The organism is Rathayibacter sp. Leaf248, assembly GCF_920939495.1.
Taxonomy (GTDB): domain Bacteria; phylum Actinomycetota; class Actinomycetes; order Actinomycetales; family Microbacteriaceae; genus Rathayibacter; species Rathayibacter caricis.
Map to the genome: position 1 here is coordinate 361,872 of NZ_CAKLAV010000001.1, position 12,912 is coordinate 374,783.

Consider the following 12,912-nt stretch of genomic DNA (forward strand, 5'->3'; position numbering starts at 1 on the left):
CGAAGGGAAGCTCAGCGGCGTCCCTGACGGCGTCAGGCAAGGAGCCGGCGCACCGCCTCCGCCACCAGGGCGTCGTCCGCCGGTTCGTCGTCGAGCGCCCGGTGGATCGTCAGCCCCTCCATCAGCGCGTCGAGCATCCGCGCGGTCGCGGGATCGAAGTGCTGCTCGAGCGCCGCGCGGGTCCGCGCCATCCAGCGGTGGGTCAGAGCGCGGAACTCGGGCTGCCGGGAGGCGAGCGTGTACAGCTCGTGCGTCAGCACGAGTTCGCGCTGGCTGCCGAAGACATCGTGCACGACCAGGTCGACCAGTGCCTGCCGCGCCTCGTCCCGCGTCGAGGCGCCGTCCATCCGGCGCTGCGCCTGGGCCGCCACCGAGTCGGAGAAGCGCGCGAACGCGGCGTGCAGCAGCTCGTCCATCCCGGCGAAGTGGTAGGTCATCGAGCCGAGCGGGACATCGGCGGCCGCGGCCACGCGCCGGTGGGACGTCCCGGAGACGCCGACCTCCGCGATCACGTCGAGGCAGGCGTCGATGATCCGATCTCGCCGATGCGGATCGGTGCGCCGGACCGCGCGCACCCGGTCCTCCCCGGTCACCGGTCGGCCTCCGGATCGCCGACCGCACGCGGAGAGCCGGCAGGCGTCCGCCGGTCCGTCCGATCGTCTTCTGCGAAGCACTCCATGTGCACGATCGTACACATGACGTGTACGTTCGTACGCATGCCTGCTCCCGACTCCGCTCCTCCGACCAGGGAGGCCCGCCGCGCCCGCGGTGCCGTCGCGGCCCTGTTCCTCACCAACGGCGCGCTGTTCGCCAACCTCGTGCCCCGACTCCCCGAGATCAAGTCCGACCTCCTGCTCGACAACGCGGCGTACGGAGTCGCGATCGCGGCGTTCCCGACCGGCGCGGTCCTCGCCGGCCTCGCCTCCGCCTCCGTGATCCGGCGTTTCGGGAGCGGCCGCGCGGCCGTGGCCGGCACGGTCCTGACCGCGATCGGCACGATGGTCGCCGGCTTCTCGCCGACCCTGCTCGCCTTCGCCGCGGCACTCCTCCTGGCCGGTGCGACCGATGCGATCACCGACGTGGCGCAGAACACCCACGGGCTGCGGGTCCAGCGCCGCTACGGCCGCTCCATCATCAACTCCTTCCACGCGGTGTGGTCGATCGGAGCGGTGCTCGGCGGCTCGATGGCGGCCGGCGCCCTCGCGCTGGGTGTCCCCCGCTCCCTCCATCTCGTGCTCTCGGGAACCCTCTTCGCGATCGTGGCGCTGGTCGCGCTGCGGTTCTGCCTCCCTGGTCGCGACGACGAGGCCCGACCGGCTCCCGTGGCCGGCGACCGCACTCCGCGGGCCCGCGTCGGCGCGCGGGTCGCCCTCGTCCTCGCCGCGCTGGTCGGCGTGGCGATCGCGGGCACGCTCGTCGAGGACGCGGGATCGACCTGGGCGGCCCTCTACCTGTCCGCCGATCTCGGAGCGAGCGCCCCGGTCGCCGCGTACGGCTTCGTGGCCCTCGTCGGCGCCCAGTTCGTCGGCCGGATCCTCGGCGACCGCCTGGTCGACCGCTTCGGTCAGCGTGCCGTGGTGCGCACCGGAGGAGCGATCGCCGGGATCGGGATGGGTCTCGCTCTCCTGCTCCCCTCGGTCCCCGGCACGATCCTCGGCTTCGCCGCCGCCGGCTTCGGTCTCGCGACGACCGTCCCCGCCGCGATGCACGAGGCCGATGAGATCCCGGGGTTGCGCGCCGGCACCGGAGTGACTCTCGTCTCGTGGCTCATGCGGCTCGGCTTCCTCCTGTCGCCGCCGCTCGTCGGATTGATCGCCGACAGCGCGGGCCTGCGCGCCGGCCTGGCCGTCGTCCCGCTCGCGGCGGTCCTGGCGGTCGTCCTCTCCCCCGTGCTGAGTACGCGCCGCTCCCGCGGGGAGGCCGCGCAGTGAGCCGGGTGCTCGCCGCCGTCCTCTGGGACATGGACGGCACCCTCGTCGACTCCGAGCCCGCCTGGATCGCCGCCCAGTACGCCCTGGTCGAGCGCTCCGGCGGAGTCTGGAGCGACGCCGACGCGCTCGCGCTCGTCGGATCGACCCTGGAGCAGACCGCCGTCGCCCTCCGCGCGGCGGGGGTGGACCTCGACGACGCCGCGATCGAGGACGCGCTCGAGGGCGACGTCGCGGCCGCCCTGCGCGCGGGCATCGCGTGGCGACCCGGAGCGCACGAACTGCTCCGCTCCGTCACGGCCGCGGGGATCCCGCAGGCGATCGTGACCACCTCGTCGTGGCGACTCGCCTCGATCGTCGCCGAGAGGCTGGCCGAGGTGGTCTCCTTCGCCGAGATCGTCACGGGCGACGACGTCGTCCACGGGAAGCCGGATCCCGAGCCCTACCTGCTCGCCGCCCGCCGCCTCGCAGTCGCGATCGAGGACTGCGCGGCCGTCGAGGACTCCCTGACGGGTCTCGCCGCCGCCGTCGCCTCGGGTGCCGCGGCCGTCGGGGTCCCGCACCAGGTGGCGCTCGCCGAGGGCGCCGATCGCGTGCTCTGGCCGACCCTCGAGGGCCGGACGGTGGAGGACCTGCGCGCACTCCTGGGTTGACCCGCCCGGCGTGGGACTACTGCCGGTACGACGAGAGGAAGTTGCCGAGCCGCTCGATCGCCTCCGAGATCACCCGCTCCTCGGGGAGGGTGACGATGCGGAGGTGGTCGGGCGTCGGCCAGTTGAACCCCGTCCCCGGCACGAGCAGGATGTGCTCCGCGATCAGCAGGTCGTAGACGAGCCTCCCGTCGTCGCGGATGTCGTGCACCTCGGGGTCCAGCCGCGGGAACGCGTAGAGCGCACCGCGCGGCAGTTCGCACGAGACGCCCGGGATCCGCTCGAGCCCCGACCACGCGGCGTCCCGCTGGCGGTGCAGCCGCCCCTCCGGCGCCACGAGCGCCTCGATCGACTGCACGCCCGACAGCGCCGCCTGGATCGCGTACTGCCCGGGCACGTTCGGGCACAGCCGCGTCGACGCGAGCAGGGTGATGCCCTCGAGGAACCCCTCCGCGTGCGCCCGCGGCCCCGTGACCGCCATCCATCCGGAGCGGTAGCCGGCCACCCGGTACGTCTTCGACAGCCCGTTGAACGTCAGGCAGAGCAGGTTCGGTGCGAGCGACGCGAGCGGGATGTGCACCGCGTCGTCGTAGAGGATGCGGTCGTAGATCTCGTCGGCGAGCAGCAGCAGCGAGTGCTCGCGGGCGACGGCGACGATCCCCTCCAGCACCGCGCGGCTGTAGACCGCCCCGGTCGGGTTGTTGGGGTTGATCACGACGATCGCCTTGGTCTTCGGCGTGATCTTCGAGCGGATGTCCTCGAGGTCCGGCTGCCAGGCGTCCTCCTCCGCGCAGCGGTAGTGCACCGCCGTGCCGCCGGCGAGGCTCGTCATCGCCGTCCAGAGCGGGTAGTCGGGCGCCGGGATCAGCACCTCGTCGCCGTCGTCGAGCAGGGCCTGCAGAGTCATCGTGATGAGCTCCGACACGCCGTTGCCCAGGAACACCCACTCGGGATCGACCGGCGGGAAGCCCGGGATCTCCTCGTAGCGGTAGGTGACGGCCTGGCGTGCCGAGAGGATCCCGCGGCTGTCGCTGTAGCCGTGGGCGTTCGGAACCGCGGCGATCATGTCGCGCACGATCTGGTGCGGCGCCTCGAAGTCGAAGCCGGCCGGGTTGCCGGTGTTGAGCTTGAGGATGCGGTGCCCCTCGCTCTCGAGTCGCGACGCCTCGACGAGGGCCTTCCCGCGGATCTCGTAGAGGACGTTCCGGAGTTTCGCGGACTGCTCGAGGGGGCGCGGAGTGCTCATCCGGCCAGGGTATCCACCCGGTGACCGCCGGTCGCCCTCAGGCGCTGCGTCGAGGTGCGCGTGTCACGCTGGTCGGATGAGCTCCCCCGCCGATCCCCGCACCTACGACCTCGACGCGCTGCGCCGCCGGGTCCTCGCCGACGACGGGGACGAGGTCGGCGCCGTCGACGACAGCATCCCCGAGCTCGCCGCCGCCGACCCGCACCTGCTCGCCCTCGCCCTCGTGCTGCCCGACGGCTCCGTGCGTTCCAGCGAGGAGGCGGACGTGCCCTTCAGCATCCAGTCGGCCGTGAAGCCGTTCCTGTTCGCCCTGGCGCTGCTCGACACCGGCGGTGACGCACTCGAGCGGGTCGGCATCGAGCCGACCGGCGAGGCGTTCGACGCCGTCAAGCTCGAGAGCGGCACGGGCCGGCCGCCGAACCCGATGGTGAACGCGGGCGCGCTGCTCACCGCCTCCCTCGTCGACGGCGACGGCGCCGACGAGCGGAGCGAGCGCATCCTCCGCGGTCTGTCGGCGTTCGCCGGCCGCCCCCTGGAGATCGACGGCTCCGTCGCCCGCAACGAGCACCTGCTCGGCGATCGCAACCACGCCCTCGCGCACCTCATGCGCGCCGAGGGCACGCTGCACGTCGGAGCCGACGACGCGGTCTCGGCCTACGCGCGCGCCTGCGCCGTGCTCGTCGACACCCGCGCGCTCGCGGTCATGGGCGCGACTCTCGCCCTCGGCGGAGTGAACCCCGTCACGGGCGAGCGCGTCGTCCCTCCCTCGGTCGCGCGCGACGTGCTCTCGGTGATGGCCACCTGCGGGGTCTACGACGGCTCCGGCCGCTGGATGCGCGCGGTCGGGATCCCCTCGAAGTCGAGCGTGTCGGGCGCACTGGTCCTCTCGGTCCCCGGTCGGCTGGGCGCGGCCGTCGTGAGCCCGCCCCTGGACCGCGACGGCACCAGCGTCCGCGGCCGCCGGGTCAGCGATCGGCTGAGCGCCGACCTCGACCTCCACGTCTTCGGCCGCGGCATCTGAGTGCCGGGCCGCTTCCCGAGGGCGGGCACGGCGCTCTAGGGTGGCCCGCATGACTGCGCCGCTGCCCTACCTCGCGTTCCCCGGCACAGCCCGGTCCGCCCTCGGCTTCTACCGCGACGTCTTCGGCGGCGAGCTCGCCCTGCACACCTTCGCGCAGTTCGGCCGCACCGACGGCCCCGGCGAGGCGATCGCCCACGGCGTGCTCACCGGCCCGGTGGCGCTCGCCGCGTCCGACGCGGCGACCGGCGAGGAGTCGCTCCACCTCGAGGGCGTCCTCTTCGCGCTCCTCGGAGCCGCGGAACCGGAGGTGCTCCAGCGCTGGTTCGAGGGGCTCGCCGAGGGCGGCGCCGTTGTCGATCCGCTCGGGGCGAAGCCGTGGGGAGCGACCGACGGTCAGGTCCGCGACCGGTACGGCATCACCTGGCTCCTCGGCTGGGAGGGCTGACGGTCCATCCCCGAGGTCGGGCTCCGTCCCGCCCGCTACCGTGGGACGATGCAGTGCCGGGGAGTACACCGATGACCGCCGTCCGCTACGTCGCGATCGGCGACTCCTTCACCGAGGGCGTCGGCGACGAGCTGCCCGACGGGACCACCCGCGGCTGGGCCGACCTGGCCGCGCAGGGCTGGGCCGAGGCGACCGGCGAGCGGATCGGCTACGCCAACCTCGCGATCCGGGGCCGGCTCATCGCGCCCATCGTCGAGGAGCAGCTCGAGCCCGCCCTCGCCCTGAAGCCGACCCACCTGTCCTTCAACGGCGGCGGCAACGACATGCTCCGCCCCCGCGCCGACATCGACAGGATCGCCGATTCGTACGCGCACGTGCTCCGCCGCTGCGACGAGGAGGGCGTGGTGCTGATCGCCCTGGCCGGCGCCGACCCCTCCGCCCGACTGCCGCTGGGGCGCATGATCAAGCGCCGTGGCGACGCTCTCACCGCCGCGGTCCTGGACCGCATCGGCGGACGCGACGACATCGTCGTCGCCGACAACTGGAACGACTCCGCCTTCCAGCGTCCCGAGATGTGGTCGGAGGACCGGCTGCACATGGGCACGCGCGGGCACCACCGCGTCGCGTCCAAGGTCCTCTCGGCCCTCGGGCTGACCCCGCCCGCCGCCTGGCGGGACATCCCGTCGGAGCCGGCCGCCCGGCAGGGATCCGCGCAGTACTACCGCGAGCACGTGGCCCCGTGGGTGCGCAGGCGCCTGACCGGCACCTCCTCCGGCGACGGCCGCGCGGCGAAGTTCCCGGACTTCGTGCCGATCGATCCTCTGGCCTGAGCCCCCGTGGCCCCGTCCGGAACGGGCGGGCGCCGTCAGCGCCAGCCGTAGCGCGCCGAGACGGCCTTCGCGATCGGGTCGAACCGCGAGCGCTCGAGCACCGCGCCCTCGCGACGCATGCCGGCGGGGTGGATGCGGAACACCCGCTCCGGGTCGACCCAGCTCGGCCGCCCCTCGGCGTCCCAGTCCCCCGTGCCGACCGGCAGGTAGCCGTCGTGCTGCTTCGAGCTCAGGCGCACCGCGAGGACGGTCCCGGCCTTCTCGACCGCGAGGACGAGCACCGGGCGGTCCTTGCCACGCCCGTCGTCCTCCTCGTAGGGGACCCAGGTCCAGACGATCTCCCCCGGGTCGGGGTCGCCGTCGGCGGTCGGCGCGTAGCCGGCGTGCACTCCGCGCAGGCGGGCCGGGTCGATCTCGACCGTCCGGCCGACTCCGCTCGCTCCCGGAGTCGACGCCGTCGGCGTCAGGAACGGACGCTGCGCCGGCGGCTGCGCGTCGGCCCGCGGCGCGACGGTGCGGCCGAGGAGTCGGAGGAGCAGGGACACGACCGAGCGCGAGGAGGGCACCCGGGAACCCTAGCCCGGATCCCCGGCGCGGCGCGGGAACAGCGACGGGGTGCCGCTCTCGGAAGAGCGGCACCCCGTGCGGTGCGGTGCGGGTGGGAGGGGTCAGTCCGCGAGGACGTAGCCCGCCTCGCCGTGGATCGCGGTGTCGATGCCGGCGACCTCGTCCTCGTTCTTGACGCGGAACCCGATGGTCTTCTGGATCACGAAGCCGATCAGGAGGGTCATCAGGAAGGAGTAGGCGAGGACCGTGAACGCCGCGAGGGCCTGCGCGCCGAGCTGAGCGGCTCCGCCGCCGAGGAACAGTCCGACATCGGTGCCGAAGAAGCCGATGTAGAGCGTTCCGATGAGACCGCCGACAAGGTGGACGCCGACCACGTCGAGCGAGTCGTCGTAGCCGAGGCGGTACTTCAGGTCGATCGCCAGGGCGCAGACGGCTCCGGTGATGATGCCCAGGACGATCGCCCAGAACGGCGACAGGCTGGCGCACGCGGGGGTGATCGCGACGAGACCCGCGACGGCACCGGAGGCGGCGCCGATCGAGGTGGGCTTGCCGTCCTTGATCTTCTCGACGACGAGCCAGCCGAGGATCGCGGCGGCCGGAGCGGCGATGGTGTTCAGGAACGCGATCGCGGCGATGCCGTCGGCGGCCAGCTCGGAGCCGGCGTTGAAGCCGAACCAGCCGAACCAGAGGAGACCCGCGCCGAGCAGCACGAACGGCGGGTTGTGCGGCTGGTGCGCGCCCTTGGTGAAGTTGACGCGCTTGCCCAGGACCAGGGCGAGGGCCAGGGCCGCCGCACCGGCGTTGATGTGCACCGCGGTGCCACCGGCGAAGTCGATCGCTCCGACGTTGTAGGCGATCCAGCCGCCGTCCACGACCCCCTCGTCACCGAGGGTGAAGTTGAAGACCCAGGAGGCGACCGGGAAGTACACCAGGGTCGCCCAGACGCCGGCGAAGACCATCCAGGCGCCGAACTTCGCGCGGTCGGCGATCGCACCCGAGATGAGCGCGACCGTGATGATGGCGAACGTGGCCTGGAACGCCGCGAACGCGATCGTCGGGTAGGCCGCGGTCTGCTCGCCGAGCGCGTCGTTGTAGAGGCCCTGCAGGCCGATCTGCGCGACGTCGATGCCGAGGAAGCCGTCGATCCCGAAGAAGGTGTCGGTGCCGGCGGGGCCAGCGGGGCCGTTGCCGAACGCGATGGCGTAGCCGTAGAGGACCCAGAGGACTCCGATCAGCCCCATCGCTCCGAAGCTGAGCATCATCATGCTGATGACGCTCTTCGCCCGGACGAGACCGCCGTAGAAGAACGCCAGTCCCGGCGTCATCAGCAGCACGAGTGCCGCGGCGATGAGAAGGAAGGCGGTGTTGCCTTGATCCATTCTGAAACCTTTCTTCGGGTGCGCAGGAGCGACCCGGAGAACGCCTGGGCGTCAGCGGAGTCGAGTCGCTTGAGTACGCGGACAGTCTGGCCGTGCGACGTTTCGTTCCGAGGGGCGCCGCGTTTCGGGCGCGTTACAGGGAAGCGATTCGTGTGAACAACGCGTTACACGGACCTGCCGGAGCGCTCTGCGGAACGACTCGGACCCTCCGATGGGGCTCGGATCCTACGAAGACGGCGCCGCGAACGCCGCCATGCTCGTCAGCGCGATGAGCCGGGACATCGAGCGGAGGTACTTCTTGCGGTAGCCGCCGCTGAGCATGTCGCCCCCGAAGACCTCGTCGAGCGGCACGCCCGAGGCGAGCACCGGGATCTGCGCGTCGTAGACGCGGTCGATGAAGGCGACGAGGCGCAGCGCGTCGGTCTGGTCGGTCAGCGCCACGACGTCGCGCAGCACGATCGCGTCCACTCCGTCGATCACCTTGATGTAGCGCGAGGGGTGCACGGAGCCGAGGTGGTCCACGGCCGCGCGGAAGGAGTCGTCGGTGACGACGGCGTCGGTCGGCGCCTGCGCGAGGGCCTCGGCGATCTCGGCGTCGGTCCGGGTGACGGCGTGGCCCTCGATGTCGCGACGGCGGTAGTCCGTGCCGTCGATCCGCATCGTCTGGAAGTGCTCCGCCATCGCGTGGATCTCGCGGAGGAAGTCGGCGGCCGCGAACCGGCCCTCGCCGAGTGCGTTCGGCGGGGTGTTCGAGGTCGCCGCGATCCGGGTGCCGGAGGCGACGAGCTCGCCCAGCAGGCGGGTCATCAGCATCGTGTCACCCGGGTCGTCGAGCTCGAACTCGTCGATGCAGAGGAGGGCGGAGCCCTTCAGGAGCGACACCGTCGCCGCGTACCCGAGCGCGCCGACGAGGGCGGTGTACTCGATGAACGTGCCGAAGTAGGTGCGGCCCGGCACCGCGTGCCAGATCGCGGCGAGGAGGTGCGTCTTGCCGACGCCGAACCCTCCGTCGAGGTACACGCCCGGCTTCACCTCCGGGGCCTTCTTCCGGCCGAAGCCGAAGAACCCGCCGCCGCCCCCGCGGGAGCCGCCGCCGGCGGCGAACGCGCGCAGCGCCTCGACCGCCTCCGCCTGGGACGGGTACTCCGGGTCGGGGCGGTAGCTCTCGAAGGTCGCGCCCTCGAACTGGCGCGGCGGCACGAGGGTCGACGCGATCTCGTGCCCGCTGATCTGGGGCGAGCGAGTCGTGAGGCTGCTCGTCGAACGGACGTCGTCGGGGATCACGCGCACCTCGCATCGTGCGTCCGGACGGTTCCGGCCGCTCTGTCTGACTCTGCATCGAACCGTGCGGCACGGGCCGCGGGACTCCGTGGAGGACCCGGACGGCTCTGTGTCGAACTCTTACGGCCCCTTCCGTGCACCCGCGCTCGGGGGCGCGTACTGTCGCTGAAGGGCGGGCTCCAGCGTAGCCCGCTCCTGGATTCACGCCCGCGCTCCGCGCACCACCCTGGAGGTCCTCCTTGTCCGTTGAACTCGATCCGTCGCCGAAGTTCGCCGCCTACGCGCACCCCGAACGACTCGTCAGCGGTGAGTGGCTGGAGCAACGGCTGGGCACCCCCGGCCTCGTCGTCGTCGAGTCCGACGAGGACGTCCTCCTCTACGAGACCGGGCACATCCCCGGCTCCGTGAAGGTCGACTGGCACACCGATCTCAACGACCCGGTCGAGCGCGACTACATCGACGGAGCGGCCTTCGCCGCCCTGGTCGGCGCCAAGGGCATCACCCGCGACACCACGGTCGTCATCTACGGCGACAAGAACAACTGGTGGGCGGCCTACGCCCTGTGGGTCTTCACGCTCTTCGGTCACGAGGACGTCCGCCTGCTCGACGGCGGCCGCGACAAGTGGATCGCCGACGGCCGCCCCCTGACCACCGACGCCTCGACGCCGGAGGCGGTCGAGTACCCCGTCGTCGAGCGCCGCGACGGTGACATCCGCGCCTTCAAGGAGGACGTGCTCGCGCACTTCGGCAACCCGCTGATCGACGTCCGCTCGGCCGAGGAGTTCTCGGGCGAGCGCACCACGGCACCCGCCTACCCGGAGGAGGGGACGCTGCGCGCCGGCCACATCCCGAGCGCGAAGAACGTGCCGTGGGGCAAGGCGGCCGCCGAGGACGGCACCTTCCGTCCGCTGGAGGAGCTGAACGGCATCTACCGCGACGGTGCGGGCCTCGCCGAGGGCGACACCGTCATCGCCTACTGCCGCATCGGCGAGCGCTCCTCGCACACGTGGTTCGTCCTCACCCACCTCCTCGGCTTCGAGGGCGTGCGCAACTACGACGGCTCGTGGACCGAGTGGGGCAGCGCCGTGCGCGTCCCGATCGTCAAGGGCTCCGAGCCCGGCGAGGCCCCGGCCGCCCGCTGACCGTCCGTGAGGCCCCGACCGTTCCACGGTCGGGGCCTCACGCGGTGAGAGAATCGACACGATGACTTCCGACACGGTGCCGACCGACGACCTGCTGCCCGACGCCCTCCGCGAGATCCGCGACGAGTTCCTCGCCCTCGAGAAGCCGGAGCGACTCCAGCTCCTCCTCGAGTTCTCGAACGAGCTGCCCGAGCTGCCCGAGCGCTACCGCGACCACCCCGACCTGTTCGAGCGGGTCGAGGAGTGCCAGTCCCCCGTCTTCATCGTCGTCGAGTTCGCGGGCGACGTGATCCACCTGCACGCGACCGCGCCGCGCGAGGCGCCGACGACCCGAGGCTTCGCCTCGATCCTCGCGCAGGGCCTCGACGGGCTGACCCCGGAGCAGGTCCTCGCCGTGCCCGACGACTTCCCGCAGACGATCGGACTCTCGGAGGCGGTCTCGCCGCTACGTCTGCGAGGGATGAGCGCGCTGCTCGGCCGCACGAAGCGCCAGATCCGCGCGCACGCCGCCGCGTGATCCTGCAGCCGCTCGTCCCCGGCGGACCCGCGGTGCGGCTGGAGGACGACGGCGCGAGGGCCGCGATCGAGGACGCCTATCGGCCGGCGGACGCGGTCCGCGTCCGCCTCAACATGATCGCGAGCGTCAACGGGTCGAGCATCGGCTCGGACGGCACGAGCGAGACCCTCACCAACCGCGTCGACCGCACGATCCTCGGTGTGATCCGGGCGCAGGCGCAGGTGGTCCTCGTGGGCGCCGCGAGCGTGCGGGCCGAGGGCTACCGGGTCCCCCGGCGCGTCCCGCTTGCCGTCGTCTCGTCGCGCGGCGACCTCGCCGGCCACCGGCTGCGTCTGCAGGACGGCGCCCGCGTGCTGCTGCTCGTCCCGGAGTCGCTCGCCGCCACCGGGCCCCTGCCGCCCGGGGTCGAGGTGGTGCGCGTCCCCGCCGTCGACGGTCGGATGAGCCCGGCGGAGATGCTCGCCGCCCTCGCCGACCTCGGGCTCGAGCGCGTCGTCTGCGAGGGCGGAGCCTCGCTGTCGGGTCAGTTCCTGGCGGCCGGGCTCGTCGACGAGATCTGCCTGACGACCGCTCCGCGCGTCGTCCTCCCCGGGCTTCCCGTCGCGACGACGGGTGTGGCGGTCGACGAGGGCTACGCGCTCGAGCGGCTCGCGGTCGACGACGCCGGGTTCACGTACGCGCGCTGGACGCGGATCCGCTGATCCCCCGCCGGTCGAGCCACTGCTCGACGGCGCGCTCCCAGCGCTCGGGATCGTCGTTCCAGATCCGGGTGTGCCGGGCGCCGTGCACCAGCACGAGCTCGACGAGGTGGGGCCGCGCGGCGGCGAGTGCCTCGGAGGGTGCGCTCGGCACGAAGTCGTCGTCGACGCTGTGCAGCAGCAGCACCGGAGTCGTGAGCTCAGCGGCACGCGCCACGAGGTCCAGGTCCTGGAGCGGTATCAGCTCGCTCTGCCCCGTGACGGCCGTCGACCACGGGAGCTGCATCGCTGTCAGCGCCAGAGCGGCGATCACGGGAGGGAGTCGCCGGAGCCGCGCCTGACCGCGCAGCGTCTCGCGCCAGTCGATCACGGGCGAGTCCAGGACCACCCCGGCGATCAGGTGGCGCAGGGAGGAGCGCAGCGCGGTCTGCAGCGAGATCGCCCCGCCCATCGACCAGCCGACCAGCACGACGGAGCGGGCACCTCGCCGGTGCGCGAAGCGGATCGCCGCGTCGACGTCCCGCCACTCCGTGTCGCCCAGCCCGTAGCGGCCGTCCGGACTCGCCGGAGCGTCGCCGTCGTTGCGGTACGAGACGACCAGCGAGCTCAGCCCGGCCCGATGGAACACGGCCACACCGCGCAGGGTCTCCTCGCGGTGCGTCGCCCGGCCGTGCACGTGGATCGCCCACGTGCCGCCGTCACCCGCCGGGAAGAGCCAGGCGGGTGCGGGCCCGTACTGCGTCGGCACCTGCTCGGAGCTGAAGGGCAGCCCCGTCTCCCGAGGGGAGAGGAGCAGCCAGCCGTTGATGCGGCCCCGAGCCCCCGGCCGCAGGGTCCCCCGGTCCACGGTGCCGAGCTCCCGCACCACGCGCCCCTGCCCCGTCGCGAGCACGCGACCGATGCGCGCATGACCGCGGCCGCCGTCGAACCAGAGGCTGAAGCCGCCGTGCACGGTCGTGTCGGCGTCGGCGGCGAGGACGATCTCGCGGGCGGCGGGACGCACGTCGAGCACGCGGGCGTCCTCGCTCCGTCGCGAGGGCGGGATGACCACTCCGCGCACGAAGGCGGTGACGAGGGCGGAGGTGCCGAGCGCGACGGCGGAGGCGAGAGCGGGGAGGGCGAGGAGGGCGAGCAGGAGGGCGCCGGTGCGCCGACCGCCCTCCGCGGCGTGCCTGCGGGCATCGGGCATGCCGGAACTCTAGTCTTCG

At 72.8% G+C, this 12,912-nt stretch carries 14 protein-coding genes; 8 read left to right on the top strand and 6 right to left on the bottom strand.

The features are described 5' to 3' along the window. Positions 1-32: 32 nt before the first annotated feature. Positions 33-593, bottom strand: a complete 561-nt coding sequence (locus LRG51_RS01750) for a TetR/AcrR family transcriptional regulator (protein WP_230670643.1) — start codon at positions 591-593, stop codon at positions 33-35. Positions 594-716: 123 nt separating this feature from the next. On the opposite strand from LRG51_RS01750, the gene LRG51_RS01755 reads away from it, so the two are divergent. Together LRG51_RS01755 and LRG51_RS01760 are read left to right on the top strand one after the other, a co-directional pair. Next, positions 717-1,931 carry an MFS transporter gene (locus LRG51_RS01755; RefSeq protein WP_230670646.1) on the top strand — a complete coding sequence of 405 codons (1,215 nt, stop codon included), beginning with the start codon at positions 717-719 and terminating at the stop codon, positions 1,929-1,931. Then, the gene (locus tag LRG51_RS01760) at positions 1,928-2,581 is read left to right on the top strand and encodes an HAD family hydrolase (protein ID WP_230670648.1); all 654 of its coding nucleotides are present in this window, start codon (positions 1,928-1,930) and stop codon (positions 2,579-2,581) included. The genes LRG51_RS01755 and LRG51_RS01760 overlap by 4 nt, the downstream gene beginning before the upstream one ends. 16 nt (positions 2,582-2,597) lie before the next feature. Here the strand turns inward: LRG51_RS01760 and LRG51_RS01765 are convergent, their stop codons facing one another. Further along, positions 2,598-3,824 carry a pyridoxal phosphate-dependent aminotransferase gene (locus tag LRG51_RS01765; protein WP_230670652.1) on the bottom strand — a complete coding sequence of 409 codons (1,227 nt, stop codon included), beginning with the start codon at positions 3,822-3,824 and terminating at the stop codon, positions 2,598-2,600. 76 nt (positions 3,825-3,900) lie between these two features. On the opposite strand from LRG51_RS01765, the gene glsA reads away from it, so the two are divergent. The 3 genes from glsA (at position 3,901) to LRG51_RS01780 (ending at position 6,120) form a co-directional block, all read left to right on the top strand. Continuing rightward, positions 3,901-4,845, top strand: coding sequence for a glutaminase A (gene glsA / locus LRG51_RS01770; RefSeq protein ID WP_230670655.1), 945 nt, complete (start codon positions 3,901-3,903; stop codon positions 4,843-4,845). 49 nt (positions 4,846-4,894) lie between these two features. Next, positions 4,895-5,290: a VOC family protein gene (locus LRG51_RS01775; protein WP_230670658.1), complete on the top strand. Its 396-nt coding sequence runs from the start codon at positions 4,895-4,897 to the stop codon at positions 5,288-5,290. 71 nt (positions 5,291-5,361) lie between these two features. Beyond that, positions 5,362-6,120, top strand: coding sequence for an SGNH/GDSL hydrolase family protein (locus tag LRG51_RS01780; RefSeq protein WP_230670661.1), 759 nt, complete (start codon positions 5,362-5,364; stop codon positions 6,118-6,120). Positions 6,121-6,155: 35 nt separating this feature from the next. Here LRG51_RS01780 and LRG51_RS01785 read toward each other — a convergent pair whose 3' ends face one another. The 3 genes from LRG51_RS01785 to zapE all read right to left on the bottom strand — a co-directional run bounded on the left by LRG51_RS01785 (position 6,156) and on the right by zapE (position 9,350). Continuing rightward, positions 6,156-6,686 carry a type II toxin-antitoxin system PemK/MazF family toxin gene (locus LRG51_RS01785; RefSeq protein WP_055792218.1) on the bottom strand — a complete coding sequence of 177 codons (531 nt, stop codon included), beginning with the start codon at positions 6,684-6,686 and terminating at the stop codon, positions 6,156-6,158. 102 nt (positions 6,687-6,788) lie between these two features. Further along, complete coding sequence (locus tag LRG51_RS01790; protein ID WP_055792223.1) at positions 6,789-8,066, bottom strand: ammonium transporter; 1,278 nt, start codon at positions 8,064-8,066, stop codon at positions 6,789-6,791. 225 nt (positions 8,067-8,291) lie between these two features. Next, positions 8,292-9,350, bottom strand: a complete 1,059-nt coding sequence (zapE, locus tag LRG51_RS01795; RefSeq protein ID WP_230670663.1) for a cell division protein ZapE — start codon at positions 9,348-9,350, stop codon at positions 8,292-8,294. Between the two features lie 236 nt (positions 9,351-9,586). On the opposite strand from zapE, the gene LRG51_RS01800 reads away from it, so the two are divergent. The 3 genes from LRG51_RS01800 to LRG51_RS01810 all read left to right on the top strand — a co-directional run bounded on the left by LRG51_RS01800 (position 9,587) and on the right by LRG51_RS01810 (position 11,707). After that, entirely contained in the window at positions 9,587-10,489 is a 903-nt protein-coding gene (locus tag LRG51_RS01800) for a sulfurtransferase (RefSeq protein WP_107575179.1), read from the top strand. A 61-nt stretch (positions 10,490-10,550) separates the two neighbouring features. Beyond that, positions 10,551-11,006, top strand: a complete 456-nt coding sequence (locus LRG51_RS01805; protein WP_055792228.1) for a SufE family protein — start codon at positions 10,551-10,553, stop codon at positions 11,004-11,006. Continuing rightward, positions 11,003-11,707 (top strand): dihydrofolate reductase family protein, encoded by a 705-nt coding sequence (locus LRG51_RS01810; protein ID WP_230670666.1) that lies wholly within the window; start codon positions 11,003-11,005, stop codon positions 11,705-11,707. The genes LRG51_RS01805 and LRG51_RS01810 overlap by 4 nt, the downstream gene beginning before the upstream one ends. Here the strand turns inward: LRG51_RS01810 and LRG51_RS01815 are convergent. Next, the gene (locus tag LRG51_RS01815; RefSeq protein ID WP_230670669.1) at positions 11,676-12,893 is read right to left on the bottom strand and encodes an alpha/beta hydrolase; all 1,218 of its coding nucleotides are present in this window, start codon (positions 12,891-12,893) and stop codon (positions 11,676-11,678) included. The two genes, LRG51_RS01810 and LRG51_RS01815, sit on opposite strands and share 32 nt — an antisense overlap. Positions 12,894-12,912 lie beyond the last annotated feature (19 nt).